13 protein-coding genes and 1 pseudogene are annotated in these 15,281 nt (G+C 69.3%); 7 read left to right on the top strand and 7 right to left on the bottom strand.

The features are described from left to right. The first annotated feature begins 25 nt into the window (after window positions 1–25). From OG205_RS44825 to OG205_RS44805, 5 genes are read left to right on the top strand one after another with little or no spacing between them, the layout of a single operon-like run. Window positions 26–985, top strand: a complete 960-nt coding sequence (locus OG205_RS44825) for a TauD/TfdA dioxygenase family protein (protein ID WP_330273814.1) — start codon at window positions 26–28, stop codon at window positions 983–985. Then, window positions 985–2,007 (top strand): ABC transporter substrate-binding protein, encoded by a 1,023-nt coding sequence (locus tag OG205_RS44820; RefSeq protein WP_330273813.1) that lies wholly within the window; start codon window positions 985–987, stop codon window positions 2,005–2,007. The genes OG205_RS44825 and OG205_RS44820 overlap by 1 nt, the downstream gene beginning before the upstream one ends. Beyond that, window positions 2,004–2,837 carry an ABC transporter permease gene (locus tag OG205_RS44815; RefSeq protein WP_330273812.1) on the top strand — a complete coding sequence of 278 codons (834 nt, stop codon included), beginning with the start codon at window positions 2,004–2,006 and terminating at the stop codon, window positions 2,835–2,837. Before OG205_RS44820 ends, OG205_RS44815 begins: the two co-directional genes overlap by 4 nt. Continuing rightward, complete coding sequence (locus tag OG205_RS44810; RefSeq protein WP_330273811.1) at window positions 2,813–3,475, top strand: ABC transporter ATP-binding protein; 663 nt, start codon at window positions 2,813–2,815, stop codon at window positions 3,473–3,475. The genes OG205_RS44815 and OG205_RS44810 overlap by 25 nt, the downstream gene beginning before the upstream one ends. Next, window positions 3,472–4,788 carry an LLM class flavin-dependent oxidoreductase gene (locus OG205_RS44805; RefSeq protein WP_330273810.1) on the top strand — a complete coding sequence of 439 codons (1,317 nt, stop codon included), beginning with the start codon at window positions 3,472–3,474 and terminating at the stop codon, window positions 4,786–4,788. The genes OG205_RS44810 and OG205_RS44805 overlap by 4 nt, the downstream gene beginning before the upstream one ends. Here OG205_RS44805 and OG205_RS44800 read toward each other — a convergent pair. Next, window positions 4,777–5,637 carry a patatin-like phospholipase family protein gene (locus OG205_RS44800; RefSeq protein ID WP_330273809.1) on the bottom strand — a complete coding sequence of 287 codons (861 nt, stop codon included), beginning with the start codon at window positions 5,635–5,637 and terminating at the stop codon, window positions 4,777–4,779. The two genes, OG205_RS44805 and OG205_RS44800, sit on opposite strands and share 12 nt — an antisense overlap. 45 nt (window positions 5,638–5,682) lie before the next feature. After that, complete coding sequence (locus tag OG205_RS44795; RefSeq protein WP_330273808.1) at window positions 5,683–6,780, bottom strand: alkaline phosphatase family protein; 1,098 nt, start codon at window positions 6,778–6,780, stop codon at window positions 5,683–5,685. A gap of 49 nt (window positions 6,781–6,829) precedes the next feature. On the opposite strand from OG205_RS44795, the gene OG205_RS44790 reads away from it, so the two are divergent. Continuing rightward, entirely contained in the window at window positions 6,830–9,157 is a 2,328-nt protein-coding gene (locus OG205_RS44790) for a Tex family protein (RefSeq protein WP_330273807.1), read from the top strand. 54 nt (window positions 9,158–9,211) lie between these two features. Here the strand turns inward: OG205_RS44790 and OG205_RS44785 are convergent, their stop codons facing one another. Continuing rightward, window positions 9,212–10,450: an ABC transporter substrate-binding protein gene (locus tag OG205_RS44785; RefSeq protein ID WP_330273806.1), complete on the bottom strand. Its 1,239-nt coding sequence runs from the start codon at window positions 10,448–10,450 to the stop codon at window positions 9,212–9,214. 266 nt (window positions 10,451–10,716) lie between these two features. On the opposite strand from OG205_RS44785, the gene OG205_RS44780 reads away from it, so the two are divergent. Beyond that, window positions 10,717–12,255 (top strand): phytoene desaturase family protein, encoded by a 1,539-nt coding sequence (locus OG205_RS44780; RefSeq protein WP_330273805.1) that lies wholly within the window; start codon window positions 10,717–10,719, stop codon window positions 12,253–12,255. Here the strand turns inward: OG205_RS44780 and OG205_RS44775 are convergent. From OG205_RS44775 to OG205_RS44760, 4 genes and pseudogenes are all read right to left on the bottom strand, one after another. Next, window positions 12,249–13,115, bottom strand: coding sequence for an ABC transporter ATP-binding protein (locus OG205_RS44775; protein WP_330273804.1), 867 nt, complete (start codon window positions 13,113–13,115; stop codon window positions 12,249–12,251). The genes OG205_RS44780 and OG205_RS44775 overlap by 7 nt on opposite strands. A gap of 25 nt (window positions 13,116–13,140) precedes the next feature. After that, window positions 13,141–13,518 (bottom strand): GntR family transcriptional regulator, encoded by a 378-nt coding sequence (locus OG205_RS44770; protein ID WP_330273803.1) that lies wholly within the window; start codon window positions 13,516–13,518, stop codon window positions 13,141–13,143. 44 nt (window positions 13,519–13,562) lie between these two features. Then, a complete protein-coding gene (locus tag OG205_RS44765; RefSeq protein WP_330273802.1) occupies window positions 13,563–14,531 on the bottom strand; it encodes a hypothetical protein in 969 nt (322 codons plus the stop codon). A gap of 224 nt (window positions 14,532–14,755) precedes the next feature. Further along, window positions 14,756–15,262 (bottom strand): annotated as a pseudogene (locus tag OG205_RS44760) (ATP-binding cassette domain-containing protein); the annotation flags it as partial. Window positions 15,263–15,281 lie beyond the last annotated feature (19 nt).

Below are 15,281 nucleotides of genomic sequence, written 5' to 3'. Positions count from 1 at the left end.
AGCCCCTGAACTGCAGGCTTGTTCCATGACCTCAGTTCAGGAAAAGACCCTCACGGTCAAACCGATCGCCGGGCACATCGGGGCGGAAATCTCGGGCATCGACATTTCTCGGCCACTCCGCGCGGCCGAGCTGGAAACGGTGCACAAGGCGCTGCACGCCCACAAGGTGATTTTCTTCCGCGACCAGAATCTGGACCACGCGAGCCAGATCGCGTTCGGCCGCCAGTTCGGCGAGCTCACCTACGCCCACCCGCACGACGACGCCCCGCCGACCGGCTTCCCGGAGATCTTCACGATCGACCCGCGCCGGTACGAGGAGCGCTACGGCAAGGACTTCAAGCAGCAGACCCAGAAACGCCAGTACAGCTACTTCTCCGGCTGGCACACCGACGTCACCGCCGCGGTGAACCCGCCGGCCGCGTCGATCCTGCGCGCCGAGGTGGTGCCGGAGATCGGTGGCGACACGACGTGGACGAACCTCGTCGCCGCGTACAACGGACTCTCCACCCCGATCCAGTCCTTTGTGGACGGGCTACGGGCCGAGCACCGCTACGGCGGCTCGGTGAAGGCCGCGGACGGCGCGTACGCCAAGCGCGTCAACGACAACCTGCTGGTCGCCGAACACCCGGTCGTCCGCGTGCATCCCGTCACCGGCGAGAAGGGCCTGTTCGTCAACCCCGGCTTCACGAGCCACGTCGTCGGCGTCTCCCCCAGCGAGAGCAAGGCGGTCCTGGACCTGCTGTACGCCGAGTTGACCAGGCCCGAGTACACCGTGCGGTTCCGCTGGGAGCCGGGCAGCGTCGCGTTCTGGGACAACCGCGCCACCGCCCACCTCGCGCCGCGCGACCTGGAGCACCTCGACGTCCAGCGCACCCTGCACCGCGTCACGCTCATCGGCGACACCCCGGTGGGACCGGACGGGCGCGAGTCCACGCTGCTCGCCGGCCGCCCGTTCACCGCCGACCACGCCGTGGTGGTGGACTGATGCTGACCAGGCGTTCCCTGTTGCTCGGCCTCGCGGCTCTCGGTGCCGCGGGGTGCTCCGCGGGCAGCCCGACCACCACGCAGGTCCTCGGCGACCTGCCCACGACGGCCCCACCGCCGGACACCAGGCTCACGATCTCCATCCGCACCACGCTCAAGCAGCTCGAAGCGTCGGGTGAGCTGGGCAAACTCCCGTTCCAGGTCAGCGACTGGCCCAACATCCAGGCCGGTCCGGACGTGATCCAGGCGTTCCGCGCGAAGTCCGTCGACCTCGGCGCCAACGCCGGCATCCCGCCCATCCAGGCGCAGGCGACCCGGCTCGCGACGAAGATCGTGGCGGTCGGCGAGCGTGACAAACCCCTCTACACCTACGCCACCAAGCCAGGTTCGCCGATCAGGTCCCTCGAGGACTTCAAGGGCAAGAAGATCGCGTTCAGCCAGGGTCAGGCGCAGGGCGTGGTCGTACTGCGCACGCTCAAGGAACTCGGGCTCAAGCTCACCGACGTCGAGCTGATCCCGTTGACCAGCAACCAGTTCCTCACGGCGGTGCAGGCAGGGCAGGTCGACGTCGCCGTGCTCGCCGAACCGCAGCTCACCAAGTACCTCGGCCAGTACCCGGACGCCAAGGCCGTCCAGATGAAGTCCGTCGATCTGCTCACGGTCCTGTGGGCGCCGGTCGAGGTGCTCAACGACCCGGCGAAACTCGCCGCGATCAAGGCGTTCATCCCGTTCTGGGCCCGCGGAACCGTGTGGAGCTACGAGAACCCGGACAAGTGGGTCGACACCTACTACGTGAAGGACCAGAACGTCTCCAAGGCCGACGGCGACCGGATCGTGCAGTCCCAGCCGCCGCTGACCTTCCCGACGAACTGGGACCGCGCGATCACGTGGGAGCAGGAGACCGCGGATCTGCTGGCAGAGGGCGGTTTCGTGCCCAGGTTCGACGTGACCGAGCTGTTCGACCGGCGGTTCGAGAAGGTCGCCGCCGAGGCCGTCGACGCCAAGTACCGGAGCCGGACATGACCCACGTGCTCGACCGCCCCGCCGCCATCGCCACGCCCACCACCCTCACGCGCCGCAAGCGCCTGGGACTCGGCAAACCCATCCCGTACGGACGAGTCCTCGGCCCCGCACTGGTCATCGCCGTCTGGAGCATCGCGTCCGCCACCGGCGCGCTCGACCCGCGCATCCTGAGCGCGCCGTGGACGATCGTCCACACAGGAATCGAGCTGACCGGGAGCGGCAAACTCCCGGAAAGCATCCTCACGTCACTCCAGCGGGCAGCCCTCGGGTTCTTCTTCGGCGCCACGGCCGGCACGGTGCTCGCGGTCCTCTCCGGCCTCAGCCGCGTCGGCGAGGCGCTGATCGACGGCACGGTCCAGGTCAAGCGCGCGATCCCGTCGCTGGGCCTGATCCCGCTGCTGATCCTGTGGCTCGGCATCGGCGAGGAGTTCAAGATCGTGGTGATCGCCGTGACCATCGCGACGATCATGTACCTGCAGACGTACGCGGCACTGACCGGCATCGACAGCCGGTACGTCGAACTCGCGGAAGCCGTCGGCCTCAGCCGCACCCAGTACGTGCGCAGGGTCGTCTTCCCCGGCGCGCTGCCCGGCTTCTTCCTCGGCCTGCGCCTCGCGGTCACGGCGTCGTGGCTGTCGCTCGTGGTGCTGGAGCAGATCAACGCGACCAGCGGCATCGGCTACCTGATGTTCCAGGCGCAGAACTACGGCCAGACCGACGTCATCGTGGTCGGGCTCGTCGTCTACGGCCTGTTCGGGTTCGTGTCGGACGCGCTGCTGCGGATCATCGAACGGAGGGCTCTGGCATGGCGACGCACGCTGTCCGGGTGAAGAACCTGACAAGGCAGTTCCAGCAACGGAAAGTGCTCGACGACCTCGACCTCACGATCGCGCCCGGCGAGTTCGTGGCGTTGCTGGGTCGCAGCGGCTCCGGCAAGTCGACGCTGCTCAAGGCCATCGCCGGACTCGACCACGACGTGACCGGCGAAGGGACCCTCGAAGTCCCCCACGAGGTCGCGGTCGCGTTCCAGGACTCACGACTGCTGCCGTGGCTGCGGGTGCTGGACAACGTCGAACTCGGCGTCAAACCGGGCAGGGGCAAGGCAGCGCTGGACGAAGTAGGCCTCAAAGGCCGCGAACGCGCCTGGCCCGCGGAACTCTCCGGCGGCGAGCAACAGCGAGTCGCACTCGCCCGCTGCCTCGTCCGCGAACCCCGCTTGCTGCTGGCGGACGAACCGTTCGGCGCACTGGATGCCTTGACCCGCATCAAGATGCACGCCCTGCTGCGCGAGCTGTGCGCGAAGCACCGGCCCGCCGTCCTGCTGGTCACCCACGACGTCGACGAGGCCATCGAACTCGCCGACCGCGTGCTCGTCCTGCAGGAGGGCCGCATCGGCCTCGACCTCCCGGCGCACGACGCCGACCGCACGCACCTGTTGTCCGCACTCGGCATCGGAGTCGCCGCATGACGCTGCACCTCAACCTCTTCATCCACGACACCGGCCACCACGAGGCGTCCTGGCGGCTGCCGGAGTCGGAGCCCCTGGCGCACATCGACATCGCCTACCACCAACGGATCGCGCGCATCGCCGAGGAGGCCAGGTTCGACTCGGTGTTCCTCGCCGACTCCCCCGTGCTGTGGGGAAACCCGAGCCGCCTCCCCTCCGGCAAGATCGAACCGACCATCCTGCTCACCGCGATCGCCGCCGTGACAACGAGAATCGGCCTGATCGCCACGGCGTCCACCACCTACAACGAACCGTTCAACCTCGCCCGGCGGTTCAGCTCGCTCGACCACGTCAGCGGCGGCCGTGCCGGCTGGAACATCGTCACGACCGCCGGCGACGACGCGGCCCGGAACTTCGGCCTCGACGCCCAGCCCGCCCACCTCACCCGCTACGACCGGGCCGCGGAGTTCGTGGAGGTGTCGAAGAAGCTCTGGGACTCCTGGGACGACGACGCGATCATCGCGGACAAGGCTCAAGGTGTGCACGCCAGGGACGACCTCGTCCACACCATCGACCACGTCGGCCCGCACTTCAGGGTCCGCGGCCCGCTGAACGTGCCGCGCTCACCCCAGGGCCACCCGCTGCTGGTCCAGGCAGGCAGCTCGGAGGACGGCAGGGACTTCGCCGCGAGGCATGCCGAGGCCGTGTTCACCGCGCAGCAGACGCTCGACGACGCGATCGCGTTCTACCGGGACGTGAAGCGCAGGGCGATCGAGTTCGGCCGTGACCCGAACGAGGTCAAGATCCTGCCGGGCCTGGTCCCGGTGATCGGCTCGACAGAGGAAGAGGCGCACGCGCTCGACGCCGAACTGGAACGGCTGATCGTGCCGGAGCACGCGGCCAGGCAGCTCGCGGGCCTGCTCAGGGTCGACCACCTGGAACTGGACGAGGAACTCCCCGCCGACCTGCCGGAGGAGGCCGCGATCGAGGGCGCGAAGTCGCGGTACACGCTGATCGTGGAACTGGGCCGGCGCGAACGTCTGACCGTCCGCCAGCTCATCGGCAGGCTCGGCGGCGGGCGCGGGCACAAGACGTTCGCCGGCACCGCGCTCCAGGTCGCCGACACGATCGAGGAATGGCACCGGGCGGGCGCCGCGGACGGGTTCAACATCATGCCCGCCGTGCTGCCGTCCGGGCTGGAGCGGTTCGCGGACGAAGTGCTGCCGATCCTGCGGCAGCGCGGCCTGTTCCGCACCGAGTACACCGGCCGGACGTTGCGCGAGCACTACGGCCTTCCGCGCCCCGCCAACCAGTTCTCGGCTCTACCCGTGTGACGGGTGCCCGTACAGGCCCACGCCGGCGATCTCCAGCGTCGTGAGGAACGTGGTCGAGGCCAGGTAGGAGGCCTCGACCAGTTCCGCGGTGTGCGAGAAGTCCAACGGCGTCACGGCCTGCACGGGCGGACCCGGCAGGTACAGCACCGGCGCGGTCTGGGACGCGAGCTCGACCTCCAGCACGGCCTGGTTGCGCATGCCCAGCGTCGCCCAGAACAGCAGCGTCTCGGCGAGCGTCTCCGGCACGGTCGGCAGGTGGCCGGGGAACGCGCAGTCCAGCACCACCAACGACTTCGCGCCCATCGCGAGCGCCTGCCGGATCGGCACGTTCGCCAGCACGCCACCGTCGTAGAGCACCTGCTCGCCGATGCGCACCGGCGGGTACACGCCAGGAATCGCCGCGCTGGCGAGGATCGCGGGGATCAGCTCCCCCTCCACGATGTTCACGGCCTCGCCGGTCACACCGTTCACGGACACCGCGCCGAACGGCAGCGCCAGCTCGGTGAACGACGTGCACCCACCAAGCCCCTCGGTCAGCACGTGCGCGAGACCGGTGTTCGGGAAGAGATAGGTCTTGTTGGTGCGCAACGACCTCAGCTGCGCGATCGGGCCGCCCGGGAACACCCGCTGGCGCGTCATGCCCTCCCACAGCACGGCCAGCCGTTCTGCGGCCTTGTCCGGGTCGAGGGCGAGCAACGAGCCGTTGACCGAGCCCACCGAGGTGCCGACGACGAGGTCCGGCCGGACGCCGTGCTCCCGCAACGCGCGCAGCATGCCGACCTGCGCGGCACCGAGGCTTCCGCCTCCTCCGAGCACGAACCCGACTGGTCCTGGCAGTTCGATCGTCACGTCCGGTGATCCTAAGGCGAGCCAACGGGAAGGGCTGATTTCGATCTACACTGAAGTCACTGAGTGGACGAGTAGCGGAATCGCCATCTCCGCGGAGGTGCGCGAGCCGTGGAACCCCGTCATGCCGTTCCACGTGGGCTCGGCCTGGCCGCGCAGGACCACCGCGGAGTCCTTCATCGCCACCACCACGTCCCCGATCCGGTCGGCCGCCAGCGGGCTGACCGGTCCGAACCACCCGGCTTCCACGGCCTCCTCGCGCGTCAGCACGTCCGCGCGGTCGCCGAGGAACTCCCGCCACACGGCCTGCACCTCGTCGGTCTCGGTGTACAGGTACCGCACCCGAGGCTCACCGGCGATCACCCGGACTCCCTGCCACAGCAGCGGTTCGGTGTCGAAGTCGATCCGGTCGCCCGCGGTGACCATGCCGTGGTCCGCCGTCACAACGAGCAACGAGTCCGGGGGCATCCGCGCGGCGATGCGCGAGGCCAGCGCGTCCACGAACTCCAGTTGCATCAGCCACTCGTCGGAGCCCGGCCCGTAGATGTGCCCGATCGTGTCGAGATCCGCGTGGTAGGCGTAGCAGAACGAACGGTCCTGCCGCACCGCCGCCACCGCGCCCAGCGCGAGGTCGCCGAACCCCGCCGTGCCGCGGAACCACGAGCCGCGCAGCACCGCCCGCGTGAGGCCGGAGGAGCGATGGACGAGCGGCGCGACCGTGCTGGCGGCGACCCCGGCCGCCGCCGCCCGTTCGAACAACGTCGGGTGCGGCTGCACGACCTCGGGCACGAGCGTCTTGCGCAGGTCGTGGTGGCGTTCACTGGCCCGCGTCCAGCTCAGCGAGTTGAGGACCTCGTCGCCGACCTCGAACGTGTAGCCGACGACGCCGTGCTCCCCGGACCGCAGCCCGGTGCCGATCGACGCGAGGCTGGTGGCCGTCGAGGACGGGAAACCGGCGTCGATCGAGCGGTCGGGCAACGAGGACAGGAACGGTGCGTGCGAGGCATGAGCGCGCAGCAGCTCGTGGCCCAGACCGTCGACGAGCAGCAGGACGACACGCCGGGCCGCGGGAAGGCCGAGCGTGTTGTCGGCACCCGGTACGTCCAGGCCCGACAGCAGTGAGGGGACGACCTCGGCGATGGTCATGAAGGACACCGTGCCACGTCGAATCGGACAGCGGGCAGAATGGCGCGCTGTGACAACGCTCATCCACCAGAAGATCGCTGACGAGCTCGGAGTGGCCGCAGGCCAGGTCGGCTCTGCTGTCGAACTGCTCGACGGTGGCGCGACCGTCCCGTTCGTCGCCCGCTACCGCAAGGAGGCGACCGGCGGTCTCGACGACACCCAGTTGCGCACGCTCGAGGAACGGCTCGGCTACCTGCGCGAACTGGAGGAGCGCCGCGCGGCCGTCCTCAACTCCATCCGCGAACAGGGCAAGCTGAACGAGGCCCTGGAAGCGCAGATCCTCGCCGCCGAGTCCAAGGCGCGGCTGGAGGACCTCTACCTGCCGTACAAGCAGAAGCGCCGCACGAAGGCCCAGATCGCGAAGGAGGCCGGTCTCGAACCGCTGGCCGACGCACTTCTGGGTGATCCTGGCCTGAACCCGCAGGAAGAAGCCGCGAAGTTCGTCGACCCGGCGAAGGAGGTCGCGGACACCGCGGCCGCCCTGCAGGGCGCGCGGGCCATCCTGGTCGAGCGCTTCGGCGAGGACGGCGACCTGATCGGCGAGCTGCGCGAGCAGATGTGGACGCGCGGCAGGGTCGTCTCCAAGGTCCGCGAGGGCAAGGAGACCGACGGCGCCAAGTTCTCCGACTACTTCGAGTTCGACGAGCCGTTCTCCAAGCTGCCGTCGCACCGCATCCTGGCGCTGTTCCGCGGCGAGAAGGAAGAGGTCCTCGACCTCGTCCTGGAGCCGGAGGAGCCGCGTGAGGAGGGTCCGTCGACGTTCGAGGTGCGCATCGCCTCGCGCTTCGGCATCGACGACCGCGGCCGTCCCGGCGACAAGTGGCTCACCGACACGGTGCGCTGGGCCTGGCGGACGCGGATCCTCGTGCACCTCGGCATCGACCTGCGCGGCCGCCTGCGCGCGTTCGCCGAGGACGAGGCCGTGAAGATCTTCGCCTCGAACCTGCGCGACCTGCTGCTGGCCGCCCCGGCCGGCACGCGCGCCACGATGGGCCTCGACCCCGGCTACCGCACGGGCGTGAAGGTCGCGATCGTCGACGCCACCGGCAAGGTCGTCGCGCACGGCGTCATCCAGCCGCACGTGCCCGCGAACCGCTGGGACGAGTCGATCGCGAAGCTCGCGGCGTGGGCCAAGCAGTACAACGTCGACCTGATCGCGATCGGCAACGGCACGGCGTCGCGCGAGACCGACAAGCTGGCCGCCGACCTGATCAGCCGCCACCCCGACCTCGACCTCACGAAGGTCGTGGTGTCCGAGGCGGGCGCGTCGGTCTACTCGGCGTCGTCCTACGCGTCGTCCGAGCTGCCGGATCTCGACGTGACGATCCGCGGCGCGGTGTCGATCGCGCGGCGCCTGCAGGACCCGCTGGCCGAGCTGGTGAAGATCGACCCGAAGTCGATCGGCGTCGGCCAGTACCAGCACGACCTGGCGGAGTCGAAGCTGTCGCGCTCGCTGGACGCGGTGGTCGAGGACTGCGTGAACGCGGTCGGCGTGGACCTCAACACCGCCTCGGTGCCGCTGCTGAGCCGCGTCTCCGGCATCACCGCCGGGCTCGCGGAGAACATCGTGCTGCACCGCGACGCCAACGGTCCGTTCCAGTCCCGCAAGGCGTTGAAGGACGTGGCGCGGCTCGGCCCGAAGGCGTTCGAGCAGTGCGCGGGCTTCCTCAAGATCCGCGGTGGCGACGAGCCGCTGGACGCCTCCTCGGTGCACCCCGAGGCGTACCCGGTCGTGCGGCGGATCCAGGAGGCCGCGGGCGCCGAGCTGATCGGCAACACGGCGGTGCTGACGAAGGTGCGGCCCGAGCAGTTCGTGGACGAGCAGTTCGGTCTGCCGACCGTCACGGACATCCTGCGCGAGCTCGAGAAGCCGGGCCGCGACCCGCGTCCGGCGTTCAAGACGGCGACCTTCGCGGACGGCGTCGAGAAGATCGCCGACCTCAAGCCCGGCATGGTGCTGGAGGGCGTCGTGACGAACGTGGCCGCGTTCGGCGCGTTCGTGGACATCGGCGTGCACCAGGACGGTCTGGTGCACATCTCGGCCCTGTCCAACACCTACGTGAAGGACCCGCGCGACGTCGTGAAGTCCGGTGACGTGGTGCGGGTGAAGGTGCTGGAGGTCGACGAGGCCCGCAAGCGCATCGGCCTGACGCTGCGCCTGACCGACGAACCGGGCAAGCCCGCGCCGAAACAGCAGGGCGGTGGCGGCGGTGGCCGTGACCGTCGTCCGCAGCAGCGCGGCGGACAGCCCCAGCGCGGTGGCCAGCAGCGCAGCGCGCCGCCGGCCGCGAGCGGTTCGATGGCGGACGCGCTCCGCAAGGCCGGATTCGGCAAGTAGGACGACGAGAAAGGGCCCCTCCCGACTGGGGAAGGGCCCTTTCTCATTTGGCGGCTACTTGGCTCGGGTGCCCTTCATCTTCACGAGATCGGACTCGAACAGCTCCTCGACGGTGGTGAGACCGCCGGGCACCTTCGAGTCGACCTTGGTGATGTAGGACTGCGTGGCCGACGGCCGCCCGACGAGCGAGTAGTGCAGCGCGCTGGTCAGGCCCTGGGTGTCCAGGCCGTTGGTGCTGTGGAACGCGTCCAGCACGCCGTCGCGCGAGAGGTCGCCGTTCTGGCACGCCTTCTCGATGACCGAGAGGAACACCTTCGCGACGGTGTAGCCGTGGTCGACGTAGATCGCCGGCTTGTCGTTCGGGTAGTACTTGTTGAACGCCGCCGCCACCTCGCGCGGGCCCGCCTGGGTGCCGGTGAACGGCGCCACCGACGTCACCACGGACACCTGCTTCTCCACGGCGGGACCGACCGGCGAGTCGAGGATGGCGGTGTCGAAGCCGACCACGTTGACCATGAACGGCACCTCCCACTTCAGCGCCGCGGCCACCCCGACGGCGGCGGCGGTCTGGGCGGGGGTGGTGCTCAGCACGACGGCCTTCGCGCCCGCGGCCTTCAGCGCGCCGATCTGCTGCGCGAGGTCGGCCGTGGTCTCGCCGATCGGCTGCTCGGCGATCTTCATGTTCCACTGCGTCCCGACGAACCGGCTGCCCTCGACGGCGTTGTCGCCGTAGCTGCCCTGGACGTAGACGTGGCCGACGGTGTCGCCTTCCTTGATGACACCGCGACGCTTGTAGTGATCAAGTCCGTTGATGACGTCGAGGTCGTACGTGGTGCCGACGATCATCATGTGGGGGTTGCCGAGCAATGACGCCGCCCAGGACGCGGGGGCGGTCAGCGTGCGCGTCTGCATGATGTCGGGCTCGATCGCGGCGGTCATCGGGGTGCCCGCGAGCTCCAGCAGACCGAGCACCTGCGGCTCCAGGTCGAAGTACGCGTCGAGCGCCTTCTGCACGTCGTACGCGTGGTCCTTCTGCTTGAGCTCGATCTTGCGGCCGCAGATGCCGCCGCGGTCGTTGACCTGCTTCACGTACAGGTCGTAGCCCTTCATGCGGGTCAGCGCGGAAGCTTTGAACGGGCCTGTCATGTCCGTGAGGATGCCGAGCGAGATCTTGTCGTCGGTAACGCCCGGCCCGGTTTTCACCTGGACCTTCTCGTCTGTCTTGGCGCCACAACCGGCCACGAGGACGGCAAGCGCCAAGGCGGCGGTGGGCAGTACACGGCGGAGGGGCATGCAGCAGTCCTTGTCCAAATGATCTCGGCATACTAAGCGGTAGCTCAGTATTGGTTTCGTTGTCACATAATGCCTCTCTATGTGGTACGGAACACAGATACGTAAGGTTCATGTGACTACCGCTCGACTACGGAGTGTGCTAGCTCTTCGGTGCCGAACGAAATGAGATACGGCGTTCCCGGCCGAATTTCACACCTCCGTACGGACGCATCCGAACGCGCGAAGATCTGGAATCGTGGCGCGGACACGGTCAACAGGAGGCGTGCGTGAACGAGGTCGACGCGGTCGTCATCGGGTCCGGGCCGAACGGCCTGGTGGCCGCGACGTTGCTCGCGGACGCGGGCTGGGACGTCCTCGTGCTGGAGCAGCGCGACAGGCCCGGCGGGGCCGTGACGTCGGCAGAGCTCACCGCACCGGGCTTCACCAACGACGTCTTCAGCGCCTTCTACCCGCTCGGAATGGGCTCGCCGGTGCTCGGCGCGCTGGGTCTCGACGTCCAGTGGCAGCACGCTCCGGCCGTACTAGCGCACGTGCTGCCGGATGACCGAGTGGCCTTGCTCTCGCGAGATGTCGCCGAAACGGCCAAATCCGTCGGTACTTTTGCCCACTCGGACGCGGAGCGCTGGCAAACGGAGTACTCGAAGTGGCTCCAGGTGCGCGACGCGGTACTTCACTCTCTGTTGCAACCGTTTCCACCCGTGCGCGGTGGTCTTTCACTGCTGCTTTCCGCGGGAGTCGGCGACGCCCTGCGGCTGGCCCGGCTGCTGACGTTGCCGGTGCGCCGGCTCGGCGAGGAACTCTTCGACGGCGAGGGCGCCCGTGTGTTGCTGGCGGGCAACACGATGCACACGGACCTCGGCCCGGACCAGGCCGGCGGCGCGGGCTTCGGCTGGCTGCTGGCGATGCTCGCGCAGGAGGTCGGCAACCCGGTCCCCCGCGGCGGCGCGGGTGAGCTGACCGCGTCGCTGGTGCGGCGGTTCGGCGGCCGCATCGAGACGAACGCCCAGGTGACGGGTGTGCTGCACGCGCGCGGTGTCGCCGTTGGCGTGCGTCTGGCCGATGGCTCGGTCGTGCGCGCACGCCGGGCGGTCCTGGCCGACGTGCCCGCACCGTCGCTCTACCTGGACCTGATCGGCGCCGACGCGTTGCCGTCGAAGCTCGCCGAGGACCTGATGCGGTTCCAGTGGGACACCGACACGATCAAGGTCGACTGGGCGCTGTCCGGGCCGATCCCGTGGACCAACCCGGAGGCGGCGCTGGCGGGCACGATCCACCTCGGCGGCGACGTCAACGGCATGGCCACCGTGGCCCACGAACTGGCCTGCGGCAAGGTGCCGCGCAACCCGTTCATGCTCATCGGCCAGATGACGACGACCGACCCGACCCGTTCCCCCGCGGGCACCGAAGCCGCCTGGGCGTACACGCACGTGCCGCTGAGCGGGAACTGGACGCCGGACCGGCTGAAGCGCCGGGCCGACCGCCTGGAGCTGATGATCGAGGAACGCGCGCCCGGCTTCCGGTCCCGCATCCTCGGGCGTTCGGTGCTCGGACCGGCCGAGATCGGCTCGGTCAACGGCGGCACCGGTGCCATCCACCAACAGCTGGTCTTCCGGCCGGTGCCGGGGCTCGGCCGCGCGGACACCCCGTTCGACCGGCTCTACCTGGCGGGTTCGTCGGCGTGGCCGGGCGGAGGCGTGCACGGTGCGGCGGGGGCGAACGCGGCACGTGCGGCGCTGGCCCGCTGGGGCGCGGCCGGCGGTCTCTACAGGACGCTGATCCAGGGCGTGAACAAGGCCCTCTACTGAGTGCGGGCGAACTTGCGGGTGCGTGAGGCCCGCAGGTAGCCCATGACCAGCGCTTCCAGGTCGGGGTGCGTGGTCTCGAAGCCCTCGGGTGCACCGCCGCCGCGCACCAGCGCCGTCATCTGGCGGGGCGTGTGCGAGGTGTCGACCACGACGCCGTCCGTCTCCAGGTCCAGCCCGGCGGGCCCGACGACGACCTGGTGCTCCTCCAGGATCCCGTCGATGTCGCCCGCCACCTGCACGCGGCCCTCGTCCAGCAACAGCAGGTGGTCGCAGACGTCGCCGAGGTCGGTGAGCAGGTGCGACGACAGCAGCACCGTCGTGCCCCGCTCGGCGACATCGGTCATGACGATCCGCAACGTCTCGTCGCGCGCCAACGGGTCGAGGTCGGACAGCGGTTCGTCGAGCAGCAGCACCTTCGGCAGGCGGCCGAGCGCCAGCGCGATCGCGACCTGCGTGCGGGCGCCGGCGGACAACGTGCGCACCTTCGCGTCCTTGTCCACTCCCGCAAGGAGATCCAGCACCTCGGTCGCCCTGGCGGACGACCACCGGTCGTTCATCGCCGAGCCGGCCCGCATCATCTCGCGGACGGTGAACTGGTCGTAGAGCGGCCTTTTCTGGGTCAACAGCGACACGTCGGGGTGCATCCGGCCGTTCACCGCGGTGCCGTGCACGGTGATCTCGCCGCCGGTGGGCTTCGCGAGTCCGGCGATCAACGACAGCAACGTGCTCTTGCCCGCACCGTTCGGTCCCACGAGCCCGGTCACGCTGCCCTCCGGCAACGAGAACGAGCAGTCGTCGAGCGCTCTGGTGCGCCCGAAGTGCTTCGCGACGTTCTGCGCCTGCACAGGACTGGCGTTCATCGTGCTCCCAAGTCCACAGTGGACATCAGTAGTGCGTGCCCCGCACGTCGGTGTAGATGGCGTCGACCTCGTCGGCCGACAGCCCGTCGTCCACGGCGCGGTCCATCCACTGTTCCAGGTCCTGCCGCAGCGGCGCGTCCGCCTTCGCGGCGTCGGTGGCGAGCGAGGCCGTGACGAACGTGCCCATGCCCCGGCGACCCTCCACGAGACCCTCGTGTTCGAGCTCGCGGTACGCCTTCAGCACGGTGTTGGGGTTGACCCTGGTGGCCTCCACCACCTCGCGTGCCGTCGGCAGCTTGTCGCCGGGTCCGAGCAGCCCCATCCTCATGGCCTGCTTGACCTGCGCGGCGATCTGGAGATAGGTGGACACCCCGGAGTGCCGATCGATGCGAAACTCGATCACGCCGCTCAGCATAGGTGTCCACCCGTCCCCGCGATCGCCGTCCGTCACACCTGCCTGCGCACGGCCCACACCGAGCCCAGCACGAACAGCACCGCGAGCCCCACGAAGATCGACGCCTCCAGCAGGTGCAGCGTCGTCGCCTGGTCGACCGGGATGACGTCGGCGTACCTCTGCGCAAGGCCGTTCTCCCGGTAGCAGGCCGCGAAATCCACCGCTCCCTGCGTGTCCCCCTTGCCCGCGCAGTTCATCATCGGCGTCGGATCCGCCACCACCGCGCCCTTGGCGTCCAGGAAACCCGACTCCACCACCAGCGGACCGCGCTCGACCGTGCGGCTGTCCAGGTCGTCGGAGAGCACCCTGGTCGGCGTGATCAGGGACTCCCGCACGCCGCCGATCACGAACCGCACCGCGATGAACAGGCCGAGCGTCAGCGTCATCGCCACGAGGGTCCGTTTGAACACCGCGCCCGCGAACATGCCGAGCGTGTAGGCGAAGAGCGTGTACGCGACCGGCGAGACCCCGTGAGCGTCGAACGTCGTGAAGTAGAACGGCCCCGTGCTCAGCGGCCCGAGCTGACCGGCCGCGTCCAGCCAGCTGTGCACGACCAGCTGGTAGACGAGCACCACGACCAGAGCGGGCAGCGCGGCGACGGCGAACTTGGTCGCCATCCAGCGCGTCCTGCTGACCGACTGCGTGAACGCCAGCGCGTGCGTGCCCTGCTCGAACTCCCGCGCGAAAAGCGGCGCACCAACGAAAACGCCGATCAGCACGGGCGCCGCGAGCACCGTCGCCGCGGCGAGGTGCATCTTGTCGAACCAGGCGGTCTGGAAGTCGTTCGCGGCAGGACTGTTGCACGCGTCGATCCCCTTGGCCACGCAGTCGAGGAGGTTGCCCGCGCTGAGGTCGGCGACCATTACGGCCCGCAGCAACAGGATCGCCACCACCGCCACGACCAGCCCGGCGACGAGCGTGATGAACACGGGCCGTTGCTGACGCCACACGATCCAGGTCATGCCGCGACCTCCATCCGCATGTAGGCGAGCGCGAGCTGGCTGAGCGTCCGGTGCTCCGCGTGCGCTTGCAGCAGTGCGCTGACATCACCCGCGAGCCGCACCCGACCGTCGGCCAGCAGCACGAGGTGATCGCACACGTCTTCCAGTTCCGCCAGCACATGTGACGACAACAGCACCGTGATCCCTTGCGTCCGGCACTCCTGCACGAGCGTCTGCAGGACGCTCTCGCGCGCCAGCGGATCAAGATCGGCGAGCGGCTCGTCCAGCATCAGGAGTTTCGGTCGCTTCCCGAGCGCCAGTGCGAGCGCGACCCGCGTCCGCTGCCCACCGGACAACGTGCCGATCTTGGCCGCGAACGGCACCTGCGCCTTCTCGACCAGTTCCTCGGCGTACGCCTGATCCCACCCGGGATTGGCATTGCGCCCGTACCGCAGCGTCTCGGTGACCGTGAACTGCGGGTACAAGGGCTTGGCCTGCGTCAGGAACGCCACCGCCCGATGCATCCCACGCCCGTTCGGCGCGTCCCCGAACACCGAGATCCGGCCCGTCGTCGGCCGCAGCAATCCGGTGATCATGCCCATCAGCGTGCTCTTGCCGGCCCCGTTCGGCCCGACGAGCGCGACGATCCGGCCCGCCGGGATCTCGAGCGCGCAGTCACGCAACGCCCAGCCCCGCGAGTACTTCTTCCCCAGGTCCTCCGCCAGGACCGGCGGATGCTCCCTCTGTCCCATGCGAACCACCGTAGCACCC

It is taken from the genome of Lentzea sp. NBC_00516 (assembly GCF_036346835.1).
GTDB classification, from domain to species: domain Bacteria; phylum Actinomycetota; class Actinomycetes; order Mycobacteriales; family Pseudonocardiaceae; genus Lentzea; species Lentzea sokolovensis.
The sequence above is the reverse complement of the archived record's forward strand: the minus strand, read 5'-3'. Positions and strand labels throughout refer to the sequence as shown.

Excerpts from the sequence above, each read along its gene's own strand:
- OG205_RS44795 (WP_330273808.1), bottom strand. The coding sequence starts at position 6,780 with ATGACCATCGCCGAGGTCGTCCCCTCACTGCTGTCGGGCCTGGACGTA.
- OG205_RS44765 (WP_330273802.1), bottom strand. The coding sequence starts at position 14,531 with ATGACCTGGATCGTGTGGCGTCAGCAACGGCCCGTGTTCATCACGCTC.
- OG205_RS44810 (WP_330273811.1), top strand. The coding sequence starts at position 2,813 with ATGGCGACGCACGCTGTCCGGGTGAAGAACCTGACAAGGCAGTTCCAG.
- OG205_RS44775 (WP_330273804.1), bottom strand. The coding sequence starts at position 13,115 with ATGAACGCCAGTCCTGTGCAGGCGCAGAACGTCGCGAAGCACTTCGGG.
- OG205_RS44785 (WP_330273806.1), bottom strand. The coding sequence starts at position 10,450 with ATGCCCCTCCGCCGTGTACTGCCCACCGCCGCCTTGGCGCTTGCCGTC.
- OG205_RS44820 (WP_330273813.1), top strand. The coding sequence starts at position 985 with ATGCTGACCAGGCGTTCCCTGTTGCTCGGCCTCGCGGCTCTCGGTGCC.
- OG205_RS44825 (WP_330273814.1), top strand. The coding sequence starts at position 26 with ATGACCTCAGTTCAGGAAAAGACCCTCACGGTCAAACCGATCGCCGGG.
- OG205_RS44815 (WP_330273812.1), top strand. The coding sequence starts at position 2,004 with ATGACCCACGTGCTCGACCGCCCCGCCGCCATCGCCACGCCCACCACC.
- OG205_RS44805 (WP_330273810.1), top strand. The coding sequence starts at position 3,472 with ATGACGCTGCACCTCAACCTCTTCATCCACGACACCGGCCACCACGAG.